We start from the raw sequence: 21,467 nt of genomic DNA on the forward strand, positions 1-21,467 counted from the left end.
GCCTCAGCGTGTCTGGCACAGTCCGGAGACGGTTTTCACCGTATTCAGACTCTGCTGTGGGTTATCCGGAAGTTGAAAATGCAGCGTGCAGCTCTGCGACTGGTTGTTAACGACCCAGCTCACCGCCAGGGTCCCCTCCTGCGGCACGCCGCTGAGGTACACCTGCCCACCGTCAGCCACCATGCCGCCCGGCGCATTGCCGCTCTCCTCCGCCGTGACCAGCCGCGCGCTGGCGCCAAACGGCAACGGCCCCTGGGCATTGCGCAGGGTAAACAGCACCCGGTTGCCAATGTGGGTCCGGTAGTTGGCCATCACCACCGCGCCGCCGCCGGGGATCACGGTCTGCCCCTCCTGATCGACGTCGGTATCGTCGGCCATCGACTCTGTGTCGAGGGTAATGACATTTTTTCGATAGGCGGTCAGGGATGGCACCACGGCATAGCCGCGCCAGTCGGTGTGCACATTGTTGCCGTTTTGTACCGCCACCCCAGCGGCCCCCGGCGCGCGGACGATGGCGAAGCTCTCGCCCACCGTCTGGCCGAAGGTGACGCCGTGCGGATGCGCGACCACCGAGCCGGCGCCTCCCCAGGTCAGCTGGTTGCTGGCGGCGTCATGACGATAGCCGAGCTGGACGTTGCCGAAGCCGCCGTGGTAATCCAGCGCGACGCTGCTGTTGCTGCCTCGCCCCTGGTTGCCATAGCCCTGCTGGACCGAATAGAACAGATTTGGCCGCGTCGGCACCGCGCCATACAGCGAGACCTGCTGCGAGGTATAGCCATTGCTGTCCGAGGTGGTGTTATAGCTTACCGCGCTGTCGGACAGCGGGCCGCCCAGCGGGATGTTGATATTAAATGACCAGGAACGGTCATTTTTTTCCTGATTGCTGGCGCGGGTGTAGTAATAGCCCACGCCCCAGGAGATCCCCTTCCAGGCGCTGTAGAACCCGAGGTGTACCGTCTCATCCCGGCTCTGCCGGTGCCAGTAATCCTGCGACCAGGCGGAGATCGCCAGACTGCCGAGGCCGCCAAGGCTTTGTGTCACCGACAGCTCTTCCCGGCGACGCCGGTTGTCCACCTGCCCCTGCGCGCTTTCCAGCGCGCTGGCTTCGGCAAAATCGTAATAGCCGCTGGAGGAGTAGCGGTAGCTGGCGAGGCTGAATGAGGTCCCCGAGCTGACAAAATCTTTCTGATACTGGGCGCGCAGCGAATGGCCCGCGTAGCGCTTGCCCGACGGCGTGCGGGTGACGGCCTGGGTCACGTCGCCTCCCAGCGACCCGAACTCGCCGAAACCGCGCCCCAGGCCCAGCGCCCAGGACTGATAGTCCTGGGCCAGTTGCGTACCGCCATAGAGAGTAAATCCCGCCGACAGACCGTAGAACAGGGTTCCCTGCAGGAATTCCGGCGAGCGGACGGTATCCGCCCCCGAATGGTAGCGCCCGGCGCTAAGGCTGAATTTGCCGCGCCCTTCGCGCAGCATAAAAGGAACTGCGGAATAGGGCTGAGTAAAGGTGCGCACCGAACCATTGCTCTCGGTCACCTTCACCTCCAGATCGCCGCTCTGCGAGGTGGGGTAAAGATCGCTGATGGCAAATGCCCCCGGCGACACGAAGGTTTCGTAGATCACATACCCGTGCTGAGAGACGGTCACTTTGGCATTGCTGTGCGCCACGCCGCGGATGGTGGGGGCAAAGCCGCGCTGGCTGTCCGGAAGCATCTCATCGTCAGACATCAGCTGGACGCCGCGAAAGGGGATGCTGTCAAACACATCGCCGGTGGTGTAGGTATCGCCGATCCGCAGCAAGCTCTTCAGCGAGCGGACGTCGCGCTGCAGCCAGGTGCTCTGGGTATCCCAGTGCCGGCGCTGCTGGTCGTACTGCATTGAGGAGACGTTGCGCAGCCGCCAGGCGCCCAGGTTCACGCCGCTGCGTAAATTGAGGTAGTTTGAGCGGCTGCTCTCCCCGTCATCGGCGTTCTTTATTTGCGCGCCGGAAAAATAGTAATCGACAAACGCGGCCGGCACGCCATCGTCCCAGCGCGAGGGATCGACATAGCCGCGGCTTTGCACGTTCATCGCCGCCTGGGGAATACTCAGCGTCAGGCGCTGGTTAGCAAAGGTGAACCGACTGCTGGCGTCGGGAATAAACTTCTCGATCCGGGTGAAGGTTTCTCCTTCATGCAGCGTTTGAAAGGCGGGAAAGGCGCTGACGTTGACCCCATAATCCGCCAGCTGACCGGGCGTCAGCACCGGCTGCAGCTTCCCGCCATCGTCAACAAACGTAATATCAGCCTGACCCAGCTCCTGATCGTTAACCACCACGGTGACAGAGTAAGTGCCCGGCTGCTGCCCGCCGGGTTTGGCGAAGTAGTGCAGGTCGGAGGTTTGCTGCTGCGGGTCGGCAAACTCCAGCGCCGCCGGGTCAAAATAGTCGTCGGCCAGCGCCCGGTTCAGCGGGCTGAGACAAAACATCATCGTCGGCACTGTCGCCAGCGCCAGCGCCCGTCCTGCGGTCACTGGCATTGCGGCATACTCCCGCACCTTCGCTGTTGTTGTTCTTTTCATGCTGGCGCCGTCCGGTCATGTCATCACAAAAGGGAATTACTGCTGGGCGAAATCGCTGACGCCACCGTAGTCGTTAATCGCCCGCCATTTGACGGCGCCGTGCCCGCTCACCGGCCACGTTTTCTGGCCGAACGGAGCCACCATGCCTGGCTCATCGATGCTCTGCCCGCCCACCGCGACGGAGTAAAAAGAGACAAAATAGGGAGTGGGGTTTGCCACCGTCAGATGACCGCCGGACTGGGTAAACTTCAGCTGCTGCCAGGCTTTTGCCGGGTCGCCCGCCAGACCGTTGGGGCAATAGAAAATTTTGAATTTCGACTTAATATTGACCTGCAGCTTATTCACCTCGCCCTGCGGCGTCGGAGAAATACTTTTGACGTTCAGCCAAAACACCGACTCACGATCGCCGGGCAGCGAGGCGCCAATAAAGTTAATACGCAGAACGTTATTCTGCTCCGGATCGAGACGGAACAGCGGTGGGGTCACAATAAAGGGCACCTTGCTCTTGTCATTTTCCGCGTAATTTTCCACCCACGACTGCACCAGATAGGGTGTGTGAGTATCGGCATTGGTGACTGAAATAGCGGCTTCACGCTTCCCTTCCTGATAAATCACACGGGTTCCCCCCATGACAATACCGGCCTGCGCTGCCGTGGAGCACAGCAGAAAAGCCGCAACGGCAATTATTTTCTTCATCATTAATAACCATCAGGTAAAGGTTGAACAGACAATAAAATAAAGCTGTGAATAACAGAGCCAGTCACCATTGAGATAATTAGCAGGAACAACAATACCGTCACGAATATATATCGCGACTGCTTCGCCATTAATATTTCAACAGACTGCTAGGGATCCAGACGCAATGGACTGGCTCTGAATAACGCGCAATATGCTTAGTTATAAATCATATTGAAATTAGCCGTACCGTTGGCATCGCCCGCCGCCACGGCTCCGGTAGAGACATAGTCGGCGTAAAACTCGAGGTCAGCAGAGCCGGTGCCGGCAGTGGCGCCCGCGACGACCGGGTGATCTTTGGACACTTTGCCGAGGCTGACCGCCGTGTTCTGGTCGTCTTCATACAGCTTGATCGCCACGCCGGTGGCGCCGCCATTGGTGGCCAGCAGAGTGGTATCAGACTGATCGCGCGCGCCGTCAAACAGCACCGCAACCTTGGCCACGCTGGCCGGGCAATCTTTGACTTTGATATGGAAGGGAGTTTTGGTGGTTTCGGAGCCGGTGCCGGTAAAATAGCTGCTGGCCCATTTGCCCAGATCCACGGTCTGGCCGGTTGAACCGCTGTCGACGTTGCAGGAGCTGTCGGTAATAGAGCCGTTAAAAATTACCTGCCCACCGGTACCCTGAGTGCCTGCGCTGGCGCCTGGGTTAACGGTCATTGTCGATCTTGCCGGTTGCGTATTGCCTGAAATTGCCGCGCCCGAAACCAGCGCGCCCATGAGAATTGCCATAATACGAAGTTGGGTTTTCATTATTTATCTCATCGTTAACGAATATATCGCACAGTCATCGGCAATAGCGCTTGGCTATCGCGAAGCTGCTCATCAGTTCCTCCTTGTAAATGTTCATTGCGTTCCTTCCGCAGGATAGTAGGCACACGCCCTCTCGCTCTGCTTTATTCCGTCAAAAGGTGACCATTAATAAAAAACAGAAGCTAAAAAAGTTATTTTGGTGTGCGAAATAAATATATTACCGCACCTACCAAAAGGCAACCCGGCACAATGTTACGAATAAGTTAATGATTATCAGAGGCATAAAATTTATTTTTGAAATGCCTTTTCAATGTTAATTTACATATCTATACAAACGGCAATAAAATACTTTCAAACAACAACAGATCAAAACCATTAACAAATTTAAAGATAATTACTCAAAAAGTTGTCTTGTTTTATTGTGCTTCCGATCGACAGCACAGGAAAATTAGGAATTTTCCTGGTATTAATATTCATCATTTCTACATAAATGAAGCACAAGTGTCCGCCTCACTGCGCATAATTTCTTGTTGTGGAACCCTTTTTATTTTCAAGTGAAAGATATTACATCAGCCGTGTGAATGTGTTGGTCATGCCGCTCAATAAAACCGGCTAAATAGCAGGGTTATTTTGCAGTTAAAAAAAATCCGCAACCCGGACGGATTGCGGACAGAGGTTGGAACAGAAGCGCGGGGTTGTATTTAGAACAGACCCAGCGGGGCGGTGCCGTAGCTCACCAGCAGATTTTTGGTTTGCTGATAGGCATCCAGCGCCATCTTGTGCGTTTCCCGGCCAACGCCAGACTGTTTATAGCCACCGAACGCCGCATGCGCCGGGTAGACATGATAGCAGTTGGTCCATACGCGGCCGGCTTTAATCCCGCGGCCCATGCGATAGGCGAGGTTGGTATCCCGCGTCCAGACCCCGGCGCCAAGGCCAAACTGGGTCTCATTGGCGATGGTCAGCGCTTCCGCTTCGTCCTTAAAGGTGGTCACCCCGATCACGGGCCCAAAGATCTCCTCCTGGAAGCTGCGCATATCGTTGCGGCCTTTAATCAGCGTGGGCTGAATATAAAAACCGTTATCCAGCGCCGGCGCGATAGCCGCCCGCTCGCCGCCGGTCAGAATTTGCCCACCCTCTTCCCGCGCAATCTGAATGTAGGAGAGGATCTTATCGAACTGCTGGCGGGAAGCCTGCGCGCCGATCATGGTGTCGGTATCTAACGGGTCACCACGGCGGATCTGCGCCACCTTCTCCATGACCCGCGCCATAAAGGGCTCATAGATGGATTCATGGATCAGCGCCCGCGACGGGCAGGTACATACCTCCCCCTGGTTGAAGAAGCCAAGCACCAGTCCCTCCACCGCCTTCTCAATAAACTCCTCTTCTCCCTCCATTACGTCGGCGAAGTAGATGTTGGGCGATTTGCCCCCCAGCTCGACAGTGCAGGGGATAATATTTTCCGCCGCGCAGGCGAGAATATGCCGCCCGACCGGCGTGGAGCCAGTGAACGCCAGCTTGGCGATACGCTTGCTGGTGGCCAGCGCCTCGCCTGCCTCTTTGCCGAATCCCTGTACCACGTTAAGCACCCCGGCCGGGAACAGATCGCCGATCAGCTCCAGCAGCAGGGTAATGCTCAGCGGCGTCTGTTCAGCCGGCTTGAGCACCACGCAGTTACCCGCCGCCAGGGCCGGGGCCAGCTTCCACGCGGCCATCAGCAGCGGAAAGTTCCACGGGATAATCTGCCCGACCACCCCCAGCGGTTCATGGAAATGATAGGCCACCGTCGTTTCGTCAATCTCGGCGGTGCTTCCCTCCTGGGCGCGCAGGCAGCCGGCGAAGTAGCGGAAATGGTCCACCGCCAGCGGCAGGTCGGCATTCAGGGTTTCGCGGATCGGTTTCCCGTTGTCCCAGCTCTCCGCGACGGCCAGATACTCCAGGTGCTGTTCAATACGATCGGCGACCTGTAGCAGCAGCCTGGAGCGCTGCTGCACTGACGTTTTACCCCACGCCGGCGCCGCACGGTGAGCGGCATCGAGGGCGAACTCAATGTCTTTGGCGTCCGAGCGGGGAAACTGCGCAATGTTGCTGCCGTCGACCGGGGAGGTATTCATAAAGAATTCACCGCTCAGCGGCTCGACAAATTTACCGTCAATGAAGTTGCCGTAAGCGGATTTAAATGAAACCAGGGCGCCGGGCTGGCCAGGATGTGCATAACGCATCGCAAATCTCCTTCTGTAGGGTTGAGACGCAGCGGCATATTGATTTTTTAAACTTGCCGCCGAACGCTTCTCACTTTGCAGGGGTTATGCCAGTTTTTTATTGCCAATAATTTATATTATTTATTAATGAGTTAGGATTATTTATTTACCAGGATGGCAGGCGCTGTCGCACAGATGTCCACTTCTGTGTTGCAAATCGCAACACCAAATAAACCAAATGGCTACAATATTGCAACACAGCAACATCGACCCTGAGGTGCCCTGTGCCAGGTAATCCCTATCTTCTCGCACCAGAGGTTAACGCTAACCCCCTGCTCAGCGACTCGTGGTCTCGCTGCCAGCGCTATGGTCTGGATCCCGCTACCGAGGATTTTCCCCGTCTGCGCGCCGGGGAACTGGCAGACCGGCTCGCCAGCCACCGCAGCCTGCAGCAGCTGGCGCAGCCGGTGGTGGATGCCCTGTCGCGCCAGGTGGCGGACCTGCAGTCGGTGGTGGTCCTCTCCGACCCCAGTGGCCTGGTGCTGCACACCGTCGGCGATACTCAGGCGATGCAGAAGGCTCAGCGCGTGGCGCTGGCCCCCGGCAATCTGTGGAGCGAAAGCGGGCGCGGGACCAACGCCATTGGCACCGCGCTGGTCATTGATGACGGCTGCGAAATCGATGGCCGCCAGCATTTTCTTACCCGCAATCAGAATCTGTACTGTGCGGCGATGCCGCTCCAGCGGCCGGACGGAAGTATTGCCGGGGTGCTGGATATCTCCGGCCCGGCGGATTTTCCCCACCAGCATACCTTCGGCTGGGTGAAGGCGGCGGCAAAGCAGATTGAGTATCTGTGGGTGAAACAGAGCCTGCATCCGGAGCAGTGGCTGATGAGCCTGCACCGGCAGGTGGACAAGCTCGACAGCGTCGAGGAGCTGCTGCTGGTCTTTTCTGACAACGTCCTCACCGCCGGCAACCGACTGGCGATGCGCGAGTTCGGCCTGAGCGCGGCGCAGTTTGGCCAGCTCACCTTTGCGTCGCTTTTTCCGACGCTGGCGCAAACGGCGGTCAGCGTCCCGCTGCCGCTGACCACCCCGCAGGGCCGCTATCACTATCGCCTGCGGGAGCCCACCCGCCGCCGGGTGGCGGTAAGCGCCCCGCCGGTCATGCATCTCCCTTTCACCAGCCCGCGCGAAGGCGAAAAGCTGCTGCGGCTGCTCAACGCCGGCATTGCGCTATGCATTGAGGGAGAAACCGGCAGCGGCAAGGAGTATGTCAGCCGTACGCTGCATCAGCACAGCCGCTGGCGCAGTGGCAAATTTGTCGCCATCAACTGCGCGGCCATCCCGGAATCGCTGATCGAATCCGAGCTCTTCGGCTACCAGCCGGGGGCATTTACCGGCGCCAGCAAAAACGGCTATATCGGTAAAATCCGCGAGGCTGAGGGCGGGGTACTGTTTCTCGATGAGATCGGCGATATGCCGCTGGCGCTGCAGACGCGGCTCCTGCGGGTGTTGCAGGAAAAAGAGGTGGCCCCGCTGGGCGCCAGCCGCAGCGTGCCGGTGAATTTCGCCTTGATCTGCGCCACCCACCGCAATCTGACGCAACGGGTCAGCGCCGGCGAATTCCGTGAAGATCTGCTGTGGCGCCTGCGGGAGTATGCCCTGGCGCTGCCCCCGCTGCGCGAGTGGCCGGCGCTGGAAACCTTTATCGCCACGCTGTGGCGCGACCTGGGCGGTGTTTCACGCCGGGTGACGCTGTCAGGCGCGCTGCTGAGCCACCTCAGCCAGCTGCCGTGGCCGGGAAACGTGCGCCAGCTGCAGAGCGTCCTGAAGGTGATGCTGGCTCTGGCCGATGAGGGCGACACGCTGACGCCCGACGCGCTGCCGGAGGCGTATCGCACCGCGCCTGCGCCGCTGCCGCGCGGAGGATTGCAGGCCCATGACGAGCAGTTGATTGTCGATACCCTGGCCAGCGTTAACGGCAACGTCAGCCGGGCGGCACAGATACTGGGTATCGCCCGCAGCACGCTATACCGCCGCGCCGCCCGTACCGGACGGCCTCGTCGCTGAGGCTATGGCGTAAAGCGCGCCGGCAGCCAGGAGAACATCCGCCGGCTGACGGCCTCGCACAGCAGCACCAGCCGTGGGCCGACCGCCTGCCAGACCCGCTTCGCCACGATGACCCCGCCAATGGAGACCAGGGCTGCGCCCACCATATCCAGCGGAAAATGCACCCCAAGATAGATCCGCGACCAGGCCACCGGCAGCGCAGCCAGCAGCATCAGCAGACCAGGCGCCCGCAGGCGCAGCGACAGCAGCGCAAACGCGGCGCTGAACATCACCGTAGCGTGATCGCTGGGGAAGCTGTTATCCGCCGGATGACTTATCCAGTTATGGCCGAGGGGGATCATAAACGGCCGCGGATGAAACCAGAGCGTCCCGCACACCATCCCCAGCCCGAGGGAAATCATCACGGCCAGGGTCATAAACAGCGCCTGGCGGTGTCCCTCACGACCACCGAGAAACCACAGGCCGAGCGCGATCGCCGGCATCATAAACACGATGCCGCTGGCGCAAAAACGGGCCAGCGACAGCAGGCCCTCCGCGGCGCCAGGCTGCGCGTTAAGCGCGAAAAAAACAGATTGATTCAGGGTTTCCAGGGCGTTCATGGCGATAGCTCTCAGTCGTCATCTTTCTGTCATTATCGCCCGGTCGCCTTAAGATACCCTTAACCGCTGGGCGGTGTGCTTTTAGCAAGGCGCAGTCCTTCCCGCAGGGCATCGATCGCCACCCGCGTTTTTTGCGGCAGCCACGGCCCCTCCGGCCACACCGCGTGGATAGCGAAACGCACCTGAGCGCTGGGCGCCAGCACCTGCTGCAGCGTCCCGTCGGCGAGCGCCTGCGCCACCAGCCAGTCCGGCAACCAGGCGATGCCCATCCCCTGCTGCACCGCCGCCGCGATGGCGGCAAAATCATCCTGTACCAGCCCCGTCTGCGGACTGAAGCGCACTTCGCCCTGCTGCGGGTCGTACAGTTGCCATTTTTGCAGTTGGCCGTTGTGCAGATAGCCGAGGGTGCGGTGCTCGCTCAGCCCGGCGATGGTCTGCGGCGCCGGCTGGCGGCGCAGGTACTCTACCGCCGCGCACAGCACCATGCCATGCTCCCCCAGCGCCCGCGCCCGTAGCGACCCGGTATCGGCCAGGTTTCCGATACGCACCGCAAGATCAAACCCCTCCTCCAGCAGATTGACCTGCCGGTCGCTGTAGTGGAGCTCGAGCTTCAGTAACGGATAGCGCTGGCTCAGGCGGAACAGCAGCGGCGCCACGCAGCGCTGACCAAAGAGCACTGGTAGCGAGATCCGCAGCCGCCCCTGCACCTCGCCCTTCCCGCGCTGGAGCGCCTCTTCGGCCTCGCGGATGCGCGCCAGCGCTTCCCGGCACTGGTGGTAAAATTGCTCCCCCTCTTCCGTCAGCAGTTGCCGACGGGTAGTGCGCTGGAATAACGCCACGCCGAGGCGCGCTTCCAGCCGGGCAATGGTTTTACCCACCGCCGAACGCGTCACGTGGAGGATCGCCGCCGCGCTGGCAAAGTTACCGCTCTCGACCACGGTGACAAACACCGGGATCGCGTTCAGATCGTCACGCACAGATTGGTTCCTTACGGGATACAATAGAGGAAAATAATGTCACTCCAGAGAGAAAAAAGACAGTGTTAGTCTCTGCCTCTCCCCTTCACTTGAGGCACTCATCATGGCTAACGTTCTGGTATTAAAATCCAGCATTAATGGCGAAACATCCCTGACCAATCAGCTGATTAACGAATTTCTCGCGGCGCGCCGGGCAGCAGGACACCGCGATCGGCTCACGGAACACGATCTCAGCGCCATGGCGCTGCCAACGCTGGATCGCCCCCTGTTCGCCGCCCTGCGCGGGGCAGTGGATCCGCAGCCGGCCATCCGCGCGGCGGTTGCGCTCTCCGACCAGCTTATCGCCGAATTAAAAGCCAGCGATCTGCTGGTGATCGGGGCGCCGATGTATAACCTCAACGTCCCGACCGACCTGAAGAAATGGTTCGACCTCGTGGCGCGGGCGCGGGAAACCTTTCGCTACACCGACAGCTGGCCGCAGGGGCTGGTCGAGGGCGTTCGGGCGGTGGTCGTCAGCAGCCGCGGCGGTATTCACCAGGGAGAGACCACCGACGCCATCACCCCCTATCTGCGCGCGGTACTGGGGCTGATGGGGATCCATGAGGTGGAATTTATCTATGCCGAAGGGCTGGACAATCGTCCGCATGGTCGCGACGCAGGGATCGCCAGCGCGCGAGCGCAGATTGCCCAGCTCGCCGTTCCGGCCTGAGTCACAGATAAAAAAATGCTGGCGCAGGGGATGTTTTTATTTTAGAGTTATCTAAATTTAGAAAAATCTAAAATACATGACCACACCTGAAGACCTGCAGGCCCGCGCCGGAGAAGCCGCCGCGCTGATGAAAGCCATGAGCAATCCTCACCGATTGCTGATCCTGTGCATACTGTGCGATGCGCCGCGGGCCAGCGCCGGTGAACTATCGCGCGCTACCGGCCTGAGCCCTTCCGCCACCTCGCAGCACCTTGCGCGGATGCGTGACGAGGGGCTGATCGACAGCGAGCGCGATGCCCAGCGTATCCACTATTTCATCACCCACCCTGCGGTACAGCAGGTGATCAACACGCTGAAAACGCTCTATTGCCCGTGAGGATCCTATGACCATCGCTACCTTAACCCCGGCCGAAGCCCGGGCGCTGATTGCCCAGGGCGCCAGACTGATTGATATCCGTGATGCGGATGAATACGCGCGCGAACATATTCCCGATGCCGAACTGGTGCCGCTGGCCAGCCTGACCAACGGTGCGACCCTCAATGCCCGGGCCGGAGAGACAGTCATCTTTCACTGCCAGGCGGGTTCCCGGACGCAGAATAACGCGATTCGCCTGGCCGCCGCCGCCGCACCGGCGCAGGCAAGCCTGCTGGCCGGGGGGATTCAGGGCTGGAGGGCCGCGGGGTTCCCGGTTGAGGAGGATAAATCCCAGCCGCTGCCGCTGATGCGCCAGGTACAAATTGCCGCTGGCGTCCTGATTTTACTCGGTGTACTGCTGGGCTATACCGTGAGCAGCGGCTTCTTCCTGCTCAGCGGCGCGGTCGGCGCCGGGCTCACCTTCGCCGGGGTGACCGGCTTTTGCGGCATGGCGCGTCTGCTGGCGATCATGCCCTGGAACCGGCGTCATGAGGGTTAAAACGCACTCCAGATAAGCCAGGCAATGCCGCCGAACAGCAGCCATTTAACGATGTAATAGACCGTCTTATTCCATTTTTTCAGCCGCTTGCCGACAATGCGGATCTGGTAGATATAGCGAAACGCCCGGTTAATCCCGCCAATGCGATCGCCGGTATCATTGGGCGCCGAGGCGGCGCTCATCAGATGACGTCCCAGCCAGTGGTTCACCTGCTGCGCCCAGCGGTAGCGCATGGGCCGTTCAATATCACAGAACAGAATCAGCCGATTCTCACCGCTGGTATTTTCCGCATAGTGAATATAGGTCTCATCAAACAGCACCCCTTCCCCATCGCGCCAGCTGTAGCGCTGGCCATCCACCTCGATAAAGCAGCGGTCATCGTTCGGCGTCGCCAGGCCGAGATGAAAGCGCAGCGAACCGGCGTAGGGATCGCGGTGGCGCGGCAGACGGCTGCCGTCTGGCAGGGTGGCGAACATGGCCGCTTTCACCGACGGGATATCGCGCAGTAGCGCGGTGGTGTGTGGACAGAGCTGGCTGGCGGAGGGATGGGCATCCTCATACCATTTCAGATAAAAACGTTTCCAGCCGGTTTTAAAAAATGAGTTAAATCCGGCATCGTTATATTTATCGGCCGCTTTAATCTGCTCCAGCTGCTGAAGGTGGAGACCTTCATCGCGAATTACCTGCCAGTTCTGCTGCAATATCGCCAGCTCGGGAAACATCTCCGGGCGCAGATATGGCGTATTCGGCACGCGGGAAAATAAATACATAAATCCATTCAGCGGAGCAGTAAATGTTGAATGATCGGAGAGCTGTCGCCAGAAACGATAGCGCACCCGCCCGCGATAATGGACATACAGAACAGCAATAACAATGATCAATAGAACGATATACTTCATGGTGTCTTTCCTGACCTGATTGATGGTAACCCTACCCTCGCCGTCCCCCCTTCTCAGCAGCGGTATGGCGCCAGCAAAACATTAACAACATTAATACATATACCCCCAAATTGTTTTAACAAAAAACAGCACAGCCAGTGTTCACTGGCCAGTCGTTGAGCTATGGTTGAGGTTCATCCAGGATGTTAACCGTGAGGAGTGAATGATGTTTTCTGTCGGCGATCTGGTACAACCGCGTGCGGGTGGACCAAAACTGAAAGTGGTTGAAGTACAGGGAGAACAGCTGGTGGTGGTTCAGGCCGCGCAAGAGCAGGGCGAGCGCTATACGCTGAACTCAGAAGAGGTGACGCCATACCAGGAAGAGGGCGACTTTGGCGTCTGCTAAAGCCCCTCTCCCGGAGAGTGATAAGGCCGGACGGAACGGCGGGTCTCCCCCACTGTCCTGATACCGGCCGGATCGGCTTTAAATGAGGAAACTGTCCAGCGATTTGCCCTGAGCAACCGCCTGAGCAATCGGCTTCGGCATTCTTCCCTGACCGGTCCAGGTTTTTTCTGCGCCAGTATGATCGGTATAACGATATTTCGCCGGGCGCGGTTGCCGCTTTTTCCCTACCGCCATCGACGGCTGAATATCGGCCACGAGGTCGTCAGGAGAAATACCGTCGGCGCGCATCAGCTCAAGCCAGGTATTCACTTTTTCCTGATATTCCGCCTGCTGCTGCGCCGCCAGCTGCTGTTGCGTACGTTTTTCTTCAGTGACGATCCTGAGCTTTTCCAGCATCTCTTCAAGCACGTCAATGGAGAATTCACGGGACAGGGCACGCAGTGAACGGATATTATTCAGTTTGTGTAACATTAAAGACATAAAATTAAGAAATCCCAGATAACCAATTAAAAGATACAACGCGGCAAGTGTAATGGAAACACTTATTTATTTCCAGCCTTCGGTTGTCCAGATAAATATATTATGCAAAGAGTAAACCTTTTCCGCCTGCCCTATATCGGCAAATCCCCGGTTCTTTTTCGCCAGCGCAGGCCAACAAGACCATGAATAAATAAAAGCGGCGGATGGTAAGATATGAAAATATATTCAGCAGGCGATATTACCTTTATGGTCAGCGGTTTATCCTCTTATCGTCGGCGGATGCGCAGGCCCTCTCCACACGGCCTAATGAATAGTTACCCAGCCAATCAGAATAAAACGCCACACGTCATTTTAGAATTTTTCACCACAAAAACCGGCATAATGGCATAAAAACATCTAAACGAGACCTTCATCACAGGCTCACGCGATTTTGCGCCACAGCGGGCGGTCAGACGCCGCCTCCCTGGTCAGATATCATGCAAAAACGTCAAGTAACCAACTGAAATTAAACACATTTCACAAAACCAGCAATAAAAGTAGCGTAACGGGCAGAAAACCAACTGTCGCAGAGTATTTTATCGACAAAAAGGCAATAAATAAAAATTTATAGCTAGTTGCCACTTTTAATGCAGAGATATACTCTACGCACATCAAAACAGGCAGCCCAAAAACGCTATACCAACGCGCATTTTTCGGCGTTATTGACTTCATTTTCGAGGAGCACTCCGATGTTCTCTGCGCACTCCCGCTTGCGGCATGCGGTTGCAGACACCTTTGCGATGGTGGTTTACTGCACCGTCGTCAACATGATGATCGAAATTTTTCTCTCTGGTATGACGTTTGAGCAGTCGTTATCGTCGCGCCTGGTGGCGATCCCGGTCAACATTATTATTGCCGTGCCCTATGGTTTTTATCGCGACTTTGCGATGCGTCAGGCCCGGCGCATTAGCCCGGCAGGCTGGATGAAAAATATGGCCGACGTGCTGGCCTACGTCACTTTCCAGTCGCCAGTGTATGTCGCAATATTGTGGAGCGTAGGTGCAGACTGGCACCAGATTGTCGCTGCAGTGAGCTCAAACCTGGCGGTATCGATGATGATGGGCGCTGCTTACGGCTACTTCCTCGACTATTGCCGCCGCCTGTTCCGCGTGGCCCCCTACCAGCAGGCGAAAGCCTGACCGACGCTATTCCAGCGACTGGCCCTGCCAGTCGCTCTCTCGCCAGCCTGCTCCGCCCCGGTCTTAACCGTCGTATTAATTTGTCGACATCGCCGGCTGGGCTTCGCCAAATAGTCCATTCAGAAAACGCTCAAGCGCCATCCGTGAGCTAAATCCGTGCGGAATACCATAATGCTGCTGCGCATCTCCGGCTAAATACAGCGGAAATTGTTCATAATGGTCGCAGGTTTTGATATCTGAGGCCGGTTCGGCCAACATATTGCTACGCTCTTTTAGCGCTGGATGAATAATTAACGCTGTCCGCCCCATGCGCGCTTCGCGGTTCACATAAACATAATTATCGCCTCGGCGATAGCCGTACGCTTTTTGCGTCACAACATCCATGGTGAAGCCGGCTTTTTCAAGAACACGCGCCACCTCATCGGGTCTTAAATACATACTGATTCCTCGTTATCTTTTACCGCACATTGACCTTACCTTATTCGTTAAGCGCAGTGCTTTCGGAATATTCCAGAAACCACAGCAGTAAGCATAATTCAAAATCTTGTCCTACACTTACTCACTCGATGGAATTAAGGGAGATAACGATGGCTAACCATGTGAACCGCAACAATTTTGACGAGAATGCTGAGGATATCCATAACGATGTCAGTCAATTAGCGGATACGCTGGAAGAGGTGCTGAAATCGTGGGGCAGTGACGCGAAAGAGGAAGCCGAAGCGGCGCGCGTTAAAGCTCAGTCGCTGCTGAAAGAGACCCGTGCCCGCCTCAATGGTCACAACCGGGTGCAGCAGGCGGCGCTGGATGCCCGTCAGGCAGCCTGTGATGCGCTGGGCTGCGCCGATACCTATGTGCGCAATAAACCCTGGCACAGCGTCGGCGCCGCAGCCGCCGTCGGGGTATTTATTGGCGTATTGCTCAATTTACGTCGATAATAGAGACAGCGTCAGCTTCCGCGCGCGCCTGGCGAGCGGAAGCCCGCGAGCTTCACGGAATCTAATGAAGATAACAAATACGCGTCAGCCCCTGCGCGCCTCTGGCCGCAGGGGTTTTTTATGCGCCATCGTTCGCGATCGCCTCTCTGAGCCGCCGGGCCAGCGCATCGGCCATCGCCGCTGAGCGAATATTGGTAAAACTCATCAGTAATCCCCCCTCGCCTGCATGGCGAAGACGCCAGTCGCTCAGCGCCTGCACCGCCAGCCCGGCCTCAACCGCCTGCCGGGCCAGCAGGCGATCGTTGCCGCTGACCGGCATGACCAGCTGAATGCCCCCCTGCTGCGGCGTGACCTGAAAGCCCTGCGCCTGCAGGGCCGACTCCAGCCACTGTCGGCGCTGGCTATAGCTGGCGCGCATTTTTTTCAGATGACGCCAGAAATGTCCCTGCTGGATAAAATCCGCCAGCGTCTGCTGCCACAGAGTAGGAACGGTGCAGGGCTGGCGCTCCGCCGTCTGATGAAAACGCGCCGCCAGCGGGGTCGGCACCACAAGCCAGGCGGTGCGCAGCGCCGGAAACATCGACTTACTGAAAGTGCCGGCGTAGATAACCCGCTGCGGCGCATCGAGGCTTTTCACTGGCGGCAGCGGTTTGCCGTGATAGCGAAACTCACTATCGTAATCGTCCTCAATAATCCACGCGTCGCGCGCTGTCGCCCACGCCAGCAGCTGGCGACGCCGGGGCAGCGACAGCGCGACCCCCAGCGGGCTCTGGTGTGCCGGGGTGAGCAGGGCAAACCGCGCTTGAGGGTGATGCCGCAAGCCCCAGCCAACATCCATTCCTTCGTCGTCCACCGGGATCGCATCCACCACCAGCTGCCTGGCCTCAACGACCGGGCGGATAAAGGGATACCCCGGATCCTCCATCCACATATGCTGCCCCGGCTGCGCCAGCGTACGCAGGATAAGATCCATGGAGGTAGCATAGTTGCCGGTAATCAGCACCTGCTCCGGCTGGCAGTCAATACTGCGCGACAGGCGCAGATACTCCACGATAGCCTGGCGCAGAAGCGGGTCGCCGCCGGGATCGCCGGGGGCAAGGTCGAACCGCGACTGCGTCCGCAGCCGACGACCCATCACTCGCGCCCACAGCCCGCGCGGAAAGAGATCCAGCGCCGGCAGCCCCATCTGAAAGGGCAACGGGTCCGTCGAGGCGGCTGATTGCGCTGGCGTTACCGGCGCCAGCTGGCGCGGACTGAGCCGCTCGCTGACAAAGGTCCCCGCCTGCCCACGCCGCTCAAGCCACCCCTGGGCGACCAGTTCACCCCAGGCGTTTTCGATAGTCGCCCGGGAGACACCCTGCTCCTGGGCAAACACCCGGCTGGCGGGCAGACGGCTGCCCGGGGTCAGTTCGCCCCGTTCAATTGCCGATTTCAGCTGGCGGGCAATACGCTGATAAAGAGGGAGGTGGATCGCTTCCATTATGGTCTGCTTTTTTCATCACAATATGGCTATCTTTTGCAGTCCATTATAGTGCTATTTTGGCTGCCGTCTTAGAGAGGAGAACACCATGAGCCAATTACGTCAGCCATTCAGTGAACTGAGCCCGGAAGTCTATAAAGGGCTGGTACAGGCCAGCATCGCGCTGGAGAAAAGCGAGCTGGGCAGCGCCCTGGTAGAGCTGGTTTATTTACGCGTCTCGCAGATCAACGGCTGCGCCTTCTGCCTTGAGAAGCACAGCCAGGCGCTGCGCAAGGGCGGTATGGCGCAAAGCAAACTGGATGCCCTGCGGGCTGGCGGGTAAGCGCCCACTTCACACCTGGCGAACGCGCAGCGCTGGCGTGGGCCGAGTCGGTCACCGACATTGCCGCCAGCCATGCGGAAGATGACGTTTACCTGCCGCTGCGCGAACATTTTACCCCGCGTCAGATAAGCGATCTGACCTTAGCCATCAGCCTGATGAACGCTTTCAACCGACTCGCCGTCGCCATGCGTCTGTAGTTCCGCACAGCCTTCCCCCTCCTCCGCCGAATTGTCCCGGCGGGGGATTTCCTTGCTAAAAACGCTATATATTGAGTGGTTGAACTTTCAAACAACTACATCTAGTATTTCCTTATCGAATGACCCACAACGTTCGACGCTGCGTTTAGCGCCGTGCTGTTATCTTAAATGGAAATACGAATCATGCGCATTATTATTTACACTCGAAATGACTGCGTGCAGTGCCATGCCACACGGCGAGCCATGGAGAGCCGAGGACTGGCCTTTGAAATGGTGAACGTCGACCAGCAGCCGGATGCAGCTGACACCCTGCGCGAGCAGGGATTTCGCCAGCTGCCGGTGGTGATCGCCGGTGAGCTACGCTGGAGCGGCTTCCGCCCGGATATGATCAATCGCCTGCGCCCCTCCGTCACGGCGGCCAGCGCATGAGCCTCATCGTCTACTTCTCCAGCCGTTCGGAGAATACCCATCGCTTTGTGCAGCGCCTGGGGCTGCCGGCGGTGCGCATTCCGCTGAACGAGCGCGAACATCTCCAGGTAGACGAACCCTATATTCTCATCGTTCCCAGCTATGGCGGCGGCGGTACGGCCGGCGCGGTACCGCGTCAGGCGATCCGCTTTTTAAACGACGTGCATAACCGCCAGCTGATCCGCGGGGTGATTGCCGCTGGCAATCGCAACTTTGGCGACGCCTGGGGGCGTGCCGGGGAGGTCATCGCGCAAAAATGCGCCGTGCCCTATCTCTACCGCTTCGAGCTGATGGGAACCCCCGACGATATCGACAACGTGCGTAAAGGAGTCAGCGAATTTTGGCAACGACAACCGCAGAACGTATAACCGCCGCGGCGGATTTTCACGCCCTCAACGCGATGCTGAATTTGTACGACAGCGAGGGTCGCATCCCGTTTGAGAAAGATCGCCAGGCGGTGGAGGCCTTTATGACCGCCCAGGTCCGGCCCAACACCCTCACCTTTGCCAGCCAGGAGGATAAACTCACCTGGCTCGTCCGCGAAGGTTATTACGATCCGCAGGTGCTGGCCGGCTATGACCGCGGGTTTGTGCTGGCGTTGTTCGCCCATGCCCGGCGCGCCGCATTTCGCTTTCAGACCTTCCTCGGCGCCTGGAAGTTCTATACCAGCTACGCGCTGAAGACCTTTGACGGCAAGCACTACCTCGAGGATTTTGCCGATCGCTGCGTAATGGTGGCGCTGACGCTGGCCCAGGGGGATGACCAGCAGGCGCGGCAGCTAATGGAAGAGATGCTCAGCGGCCGCTTCCAGCCCGCGACCCCCACCTTCCTCAACGCCGGCAAACAGCAGCGCGGGGAGCTGATCTCCTGCTTCCTGCTGCGCATTGAAGATAATATGGAATCCATCGGCCGGGCGGTTAACTCGGCGCTGCAGCTGTCGAAGCGCGGCGGCGGCGTGGCCTTTTTACTCTCCAACCTGCGCGAGGCCGGGGCGCCGATCAAGCGTATCGAAAACCAGTCCTCCGGGGTGGTGCCGGTGATGAAGATGCTGGAGGACGCCTTCTCCTATGCCAACCAGCTTGGCGCCCGCCAGGGGGCGGGAGCGGTCTGGCTGCATGCGCACCATCCCGATATTTTGCGCTTCCTCGATACCCGGCGTGAGAATGCCGATGAGAAAATCCGCATCAAAACTTTGTCGCTGGGAGTGGTGATCCCCGATATCACCTTCCAGCTGGCAAAAGAAGACGCGCAGATGGCCCTGTTCTCGCCGTATGACGTCGAGCGGCTGTACGGTAAACCCTTCGCCGACTGCGCCATCGGCGATATCTATCCGCAGCTGGTGGCCGACGAACGGGTCCGCAAGCGCTGGATCCGCGCCCGCGACCTTTTCCAGCGCCTGGCGGAGATCCAGTTTGAGTCCGGCTATCCGTACATCATGTTTGAAGATACCGTCAATCGCGCCAATCCGGTGGCCGGACGGATCACCATGAGCAATCTGTGTTCGGAAATTCTGCAGGTCAGTACGCCATCCACCTATGATGAGAACCTCAGTTACGCCCATATCGGCGAGGATATCTCCTGCAACCTCGGCTCGCTGAACATCGCCCATACCATGGACTCGCCGGATTTTGCCCGCACTATCGCCACCGCGGTGCGCGCCCTGACCGCGGTATCCGATATGAGCGACATACAGTCGGTTCCCTCGGTGGCGGCCGGCAATGCGGCCTCCCACGCCATCGGCCTGGGGCAGATGAATCTGCACGGCTACCTGGCGCGAGAAGGGATTGCCTACGGCAGTCCGGAGGGGCTGGACTTCACCAATATCTATTTTTACACCGTGACCTGGCATGCCCTGCACACCTCGATGCTGCTGGCCCGCGAGCGCGGCCAGCGCTTCGCTGGCTTCGAACAGTCACGCTACGCCAGCGGGGCGTACTTCGACAAATATCTGCAGGAGGAGTGGCAGCCGAAAACCGAACGGGTGCGCGCACTGTTCGCCCGCGCCGGTATCCCCCTGCCCGACCGGGAAAGCTGGCGCCAGCTGCGCGACGATGTCATGCGCTATGGCATCTATAACCGTTATCTGCAGGCGGTGCCGCCCACCGGGTCGATCTCGTACATCAACCATGCCACCTCCAGCATTCATCCGATCGTCTCGAAGATTGAGATCCGCAAAGAGGGGAAGACCGGGCGGGTGTACTACCCCGCGCCGTTTATGAATAACGACAATCTGGCCCTTTATCAGGATGCGTACGAGATAGGGCCCCAGAAGATCATTGACACCTACGCCGAGGCGACGCGCCACGTCGATCAGGGGCTGTCGTTGACGCTGTTCTTCCCGGATACCGCCACCACCCGCGATATCAACAAGGCGCAAATCTACGCCTGGAAGAAAGGCATTAAGACCCTCTACTACATCCGTCTGCGCCAGCTGGCGCTGGAAGGCACTGAAATTGAAGGCTGCGTGTCCTGCGCACTGTAAGGAGAACAGGATGACCCATTTAACGCGCATCAGCGCTATCAACTGGAACTGCATTGATGACGACAAAGATCTTGAGGTCTGGAATCGTCTCACCAGCAACTTCTGGCTACCGGAGAAAGTGCCGCTATCGAACGACATTCCCGCCTGGCAAACCCTCAGCGCGGCGGAGCAGCAGTTGACCATTCGCGTCTTCACCGGGCTGACGCTGCTCGACACCATTCAGAACACGGTCGGCGCGCCGGCGCTGATGGCGGACGCGCTGACCCCGCATGAGGAGGCGGTGCTGTCGAACATCAGCTTTATGGAAGCGGTTCATGCCCGCTCTTACAGCTCCATTTTTTCCACGCTGTGCCACAGCAAAGAGGTGGATGCCGCCTTCGCCTGGAGTGAAAGCTGCGAACCCCTGCAGCGCAAGGCGCAACTGATGCTGGGCTACTATCAGGCCGACGAGCCGCTGAAGAAAAAAATCGCCAGCGTGTTCCTCGAATCCTTTCTCTTCTACTCCGGCTTCTGGCTGCCAATGCACTTCTCCAGCCGGGGAAAACTGACCAATACCGCGGATCTGATCCGTCTGATCATTCGCGATGAAGCGGTACATGGCTATTACATTGGCTACAAGTATCAGAAAGGACTGGAGATCGTCAGCCCCGGAAAGCGCGAAGAACTGAAAAATTTCGCCCTCGATCTGCTGATGGATCTTTACGACAACGAGCTGGCCTACAGTCGGGAACTGTACGGCGAGAGCGGCTGGTTTGACGACGTCAGCGCTTTCCTGTGCTACAACGCCAACAAAGCGCTGATGAACCTCGGTTATGAAGCGCTGTTTCCGGCGGAGATGGCAGCGGTTAACCCGGCGATCCTCGCCGCGCTGTCGCCTAACGCCGATGAAAACCACGACTTTTTCTCCGGCTCCGGCTCCTCGTACGTGATAGGCAAAACGGAAGAAACCGCCGACGACGATTGGGACTTTTAACCATACTTTCACCAGGAATATGGCGGGCTGGTTCCTGGTGATCTATTTCGCAGAAAAGTGGGTTCATCTGCCAAATATTCTCTCCATCGCATAACCGTCATCACTCCGTCATATTTAACAGAAAACTGGTCCATTTCAGTCGAATTATCC

At 58.4% G+C, this 21,467-nt stretch carries 20 protein-coding genes and 2 pseudogenes; 12 read left to right on the forward strand and 10 right to left on the reverse strand.

Features of this window, described 5'->3' with window-relative positions; genetic code table 11:
• Positions 1 to 3: 3 nt before the first annotated feature.
• From N438_RS10105 to N438_RS10120, 4 genes are all read right to left on the reverse strand, one after another.
• The gene (locus N438_RS10105; RefSeq protein WP_023340638.1) at positions 4 to 2,517 is read right to left on the reverse strand and encodes a fimbria/pilus outer membrane usher protein; all 2,514 of its coding nucleotides are present in this window, start codon (positions 2,515 to 2,517) and stop codon (positions 4 to 6) included.
• Positions 2,518 to 2,595: 78 nt separating this feature from the next.
• Positions 2,596 to 3,258, reverse strand: a complete 663-nt coding sequence (locus N438_RS10110) for a molecular chaperone (RefSeq protein ID WP_116696270.1) — start codon at positions 3,256 to 3,258, stop codon at positions 2,596 to 2,598.
• Positions 3,259 to 3,452: 194 nt separating this feature from the next.
• On the reverse strand, positions 3,453 to 4,046 hold the full coding sequence (locus N438_RS10115) for a fimbrial protein (RefSeq protein WP_008806122.1): 594 nt from the start codon (positions 4,044 to 4,046) through the stop codon (positions 3,453 to 3,455).
• A 701-nt stretch (positions 4,047 to 4,747) separates the two neighbouring features.
• Positions 4,748 to 6,268 carry an aldehyde dehydrogenase family protein gene (locus N438_RS10120; protein WP_008806123.1) on the reverse strand — a complete coding sequence of 507 codons (1,521 nt, stop codon included), beginning with the start codon at positions 6,266 to 6,268 and terminating at the stop codon, positions 4,748 to 4,750.
• 263 nt (positions 6,269 to 6,531) lie between these two features.
• Here N438_RS10120 and N438_RS10125 point away from each other — a divergent pair, with 263 nt between their 5' ends.
• The gene (locus tag N438_RS10125; protein ID WP_012967383.1) at positions 6,532 to 8,319 is read left to right on the forward strand and encodes a sigma-54-dependent Fis family transcriptional regulator; all 1,788 of its coding nucleotides are present in this window, start codon (positions 6,532 to 6,534) and stop codon (positions 8,317 to 8,319) included.
• 2 nt (positions 8,320 to 8,321) lie between these two features.
• On the opposite strand, the gene N438_RS10130 is transcribed toward N438_RS10125, so the two are convergent.
• Entirely contained in the window at positions 8,322 to 8,918 is a 597-nt protein-coding gene (locus N438_RS10130; protein ID WP_044613620.1) for an undecaprenyl-diphosphatase, read from the reverse strand.
• Positions 8,919 to 8,977: 59 nt separating this feature from the next.
• On the reverse strand, positions 8,978 to 9,895 hold the full coding sequence (locus N438_RS10135) for a LysR family transcriptional regulator (protein WP_023323161.1): 918 nt from the start codon (positions 9,893 to 9,895) through the stop codon (positions 8,978 to 8,980).
• Positions 9,896 to 9,998: 103 nt separating this feature from the next.
• Between N438_RS10135 and N438_RS10140 the strand changes: the two genes are divergently transcribed.
• The 3 genes and pseudogenes from N438_RS10140 (at position 9,999) to N438_RS10150 (ending at position 11,534) form a co-directional block, all read left to right on the forward strand.
• Positions 9,999 to 10,604, forward strand: a complete 606-nt coding sequence (locus tag N438_RS10140) for an NAD(P)H-dependent oxidoreductase (protein WP_012540805.1) — start codon at positions 9,999 to 10,001, stop codon at positions 10,602 to 10,604.
• Positions 10,605 to 10,680: 76 nt separating this feature from the next.
• Entirely contained in the window at positions 10,681 to 10,980 is a 300-nt protein-coding gene (locus N438_RS10145) for a metalloregulator ArsR/SmtB family transcription factor (protein WP_012540804.1), read from the forward strand.
• A 7-nt stretch (positions 10,981 to 10,987) separates the two neighbouring features.
• A pseudogene (locus N438_RS10150) lies at positions 10,988 to 11,534 on the forward strand (rhodanese family protein).
• Here the strand turns inward: N438_RS10150 and lpxO are convergent.
• A complete protein-coding gene (gene lpxO, locus N438_RS10155) occupies positions 11,515 to 12,417 on the reverse strand; it encodes a lipid A hydroxylase LpxO (RefSeq protein ID WP_012967381.1) in 903 nt (300 codons plus the stop codon). The pseudogene N438_RS10150 and the gene lpxO overlap by 20 nt on opposite strands.
• A 205-nt stretch (positions 12,418 to 12,622) precedes the next feature.
• Between lpxO and N438_RS10160 the strand changes: the two genes are divergently transcribed.
• Positions 12,623 to 12,802 (forward strand): hypothetical protein, encoded by a 180-nt coding sequence (locus N438_RS10160; protein WP_012540801.1) that lies wholly within the window; start codon positions 12,623 to 12,625, stop codon positions 12,800 to 12,802.
• A gap of 78 nt (positions 12,803 to 12,880) precedes the next feature.
• Here the strand turns inward: N438_RS10160 and stpA are convergent, their stop codons facing one another.
• Positions 12,881 to 13,282, reverse strand: coding sequence for a DNA-binding protein StpA (gene stpA / locus N438_RS10165; RefSeq protein WP_040975977.1), 402 nt, complete (start codon positions 13,280 to 13,282; stop codon positions 12,881 to 12,883).
• Positions 13,283 to 14,010: 728 nt separating this feature from the next.
• Here stpA and alaE point away from each other — a divergent pair.
• Complete coding sequence (alaE, locus tag N438_RS10175) at positions 14,011 to 14,460, forward strand: L-alanine exporter AlaE (RefSeq protein ID WP_008806131.1); 450 nt, start codon at positions 14,011 to 14,013, stop codon at positions 14,458 to 14,460.
• Positions 14,461 to 14,535: 75 nt separating this feature from the next.
• Here alaE and N438_RS10180 read toward each other — a convergent pair whose 3' ends face one another.
• Positions 14,536 to 14,898: a DUF2002 family protein gene (locus tag N438_RS10180; RefSeq protein ID WP_008806132.1), complete on the reverse strand. Its 363-nt coding sequence runs from the start codon at positions 14,896 to 14,898 to the stop codon at positions 14,536 to 14,538.
• A gap of 149 nt (positions 14,899 to 15,047) precedes the next feature.
• On the opposite strand from N438_RS10180, the gene N438_RS10185 reads away from it, so the two are divergent.
• Positions 15,048 to 15,395: a DUF883 domain-containing protein gene (locus N438_RS10185; protein WP_002914293.1), complete on the forward strand. Its 348-nt coding sequence runs from the start codon at positions 15,048 to 15,050 to the stop codon at positions 15,393 to 15,395.
• A 118-nt stretch (positions 15,396 to 15,513) separates the two neighbouring features.
• Here the strand turns inward: N438_RS10185 and N438_RS10190 are convergent, their stop codons facing one another.
• Complete coding sequence (locus N438_RS10190) at positions 15,514 to 16,875, reverse strand: PLP-dependent aminotransferase family protein (RefSeq protein WP_022065773.1); 1,362 nt, start codon at positions 16,873 to 16,875, stop codon at positions 15,514 to 15,516.
• Between the two features lie 88 nt (positions 16,876 to 16,963).
• On the opposite strand from N438_RS10190, the pseudogene N438_RS10195 reads away from it, so the two are divergent.
• The 5 genes and pseudogenes from N438_RS10195 (at position 16,964) to nrdF (ending at position 21,317) form a co-directional block, all read left to right on the forward strand.
• Positions 16,964 to 17,394, forward strand: a pseudogene (locus N438_RS10195) (carboxymuconolactone decarboxylase family protein).
• A 183-nt stretch (positions 17,395 to 17,577) separates the two neighbouring features.
• Entirely contained in the window at positions 17,578 to 17,823 is a 246-nt protein-coding gene (gene nrdH / locus N438_RS10200) for a glutaredoxin-like protein NrdH (RefSeq protein WP_012540796.1), read from the forward strand.
• Positions 17,820 to 18,230 carry a class Ib ribonucleoside-diphosphate reductase assembly flavoprotein NrdI gene (gene nrdI / locus N438_RS10205; RefSeq protein WP_008806136.1) on the forward strand — a complete coding sequence of 137 codons (411 nt, stop codon included), beginning with the start codon at positions 17,820 to 17,822 and terminating at the stop codon, positions 18,228 to 18,230. The genes nrdH and nrdI overlap by 4 nt, the downstream gene beginning before the upstream one ends.
• Entirely contained in the window at positions 18,203 to 20,344 is a 2,142-nt protein-coding gene (nrdE, locus tag N438_RS10210) for a class 1b ribonucleoside-diphosphate reductase subunit alpha (protein ID WP_116696271.1), read from the forward strand. The genes nrdI and nrdE overlap by 28 nt, the downstream gene beginning before the upstream one ends.
• A gap of 10 nt (positions 20,345 to 20,354) precedes the next feature.
• Positions 20,355 to 21,317: a class 1b ribonucleoside-diphosphate reductase subunit beta gene (nrdF, locus tag N438_RS10215; protein ID WP_072122129.1), complete on the forward strand. Its 963-nt coding sequence runs from the start codon at positions 20,355 to 20,357 to the stop codon at positions 21,315 to 21,317.
• Positions 21,318 to 21,467 lie beyond the last annotated feature (150 nt).

Origin of the sequence: Klebsiella sp. GL120222-02 (assembly GCF_003097195.1) — a bacterium.
GTDB lineage: Bacteria > Pseudomonadota > Gammaproteobacteria > Enterobacterales > Enterobacteriaceae > Klebsiella > Klebsiella variicola.

Coding starts and splice junctions, on each gene's coding strand:
- N438_RS10140 (WP_012540805.1), top strand. CDS start 9,999: ATGGCTAACGTTCTGGTATTAAAATCCAGCATTAATGGCGAAACATCC.
- N438_RS10120 (WP_008806123.1), bottom strand. CDS start 6,268: ATGCGTTATGCACATCCTGGCCAGCCCGGCGCCCTGGTTTCATTTAAA.
- N438_RS10190 (WP_022065773.1), bottom strand. CDS start 16,875: ATGGAAGCGATCCACCTCCCTCTTTATCAGCGTATTGCCCGCCAGCTG.
- nrdH (WP_012540796.1), top strand. CDS start 17,578: ATGCGCATTATTATTTACACTCGAAATGACTGCGTGCAGTGCCATGCC.
- nrdF (WP_072122129.1), top strand. CDS start 20,355: ATGACCCATTTAACGCGCATCAGCGCTATCAACTGGAACTGCATTGAT.
- stpA (WP_040975977.1), bottom strand. CDS start 13,282: ATGTCTTTAATGTTACACAAACTGAATAATATCCGTTCACTGCGTGCC.
- N438_RS10115 (WP_008806122.1), bottom strand. CDS start 4,046: ATGAAAACCCAACTTCGTATTATGGCAATTCTCATGGGCGCGCTGGTT.
- N438_RS10185 (WP_002914293.1), top strand. CDS start 15,048: ATGGCTAACCATGTGAACCGCAACAATTTTGACGAGAATGCTGAGGAT.
- N438_RS10145 (WP_012540804.1), top strand. CDS start 10,681: ATGACCACACCTGAAGACCTGCAGGCCCGCGCCGGAGAAGCCGCCGCG.
- N438_RS10105 (WP_023340638.1), bottom strand. CDS start 2,517: ATGCCAGTGACCGCAGGACGGGCGCTGGCGCTGGCGACAGTGCCGACG.
- lpxO (WP_012967381.1), bottom strand. CDS start 12,417: ATGAAGTATATCGTTCTATTGATCATTGTTATTGCTGTTCTGTATGTC.
- N438_RS10180 (WP_008806132.1), bottom strand. CDS start 14,898: ATGTATTTAAGACCCGATGAGGTGGCGCGTGTTCTTGAAAAAGCCGGC.
- alaE (WP_008806131.1), top strand. CDS start 14,011: ATGTTCTCTGCGCACTCCCGCTTGCGGCATGCGGTTGCAGACACCTTT.
- nrdI (WP_008806136.1), top strand. CDS start 17,820: ATGAGCCTCATCGTCTACTTCTCCAGCCGTTCGGAGAATACCCATCGC.
- N438_RS10160 (WP_012540801.1), top strand. CDS start 12,623: ATGTTTTCTGTCGGCGATCTGGTACAACCGCGTGCGGGTGGACCAAAA.
- N438_RS10110 (WP_116696270.1), bottom strand. CDS start 3,258: ATGATGAAGAAAATAATTGCCGTTGCGGCTTTTCTGCTGTGCTCCACG.
- N438_RS10130 (WP_044613620.1), bottom strand. CDS start 8,918: ATGAACGCCCTGGAAACCCTGAATCAATCTGTTTTTTTCGCGCTTAAC.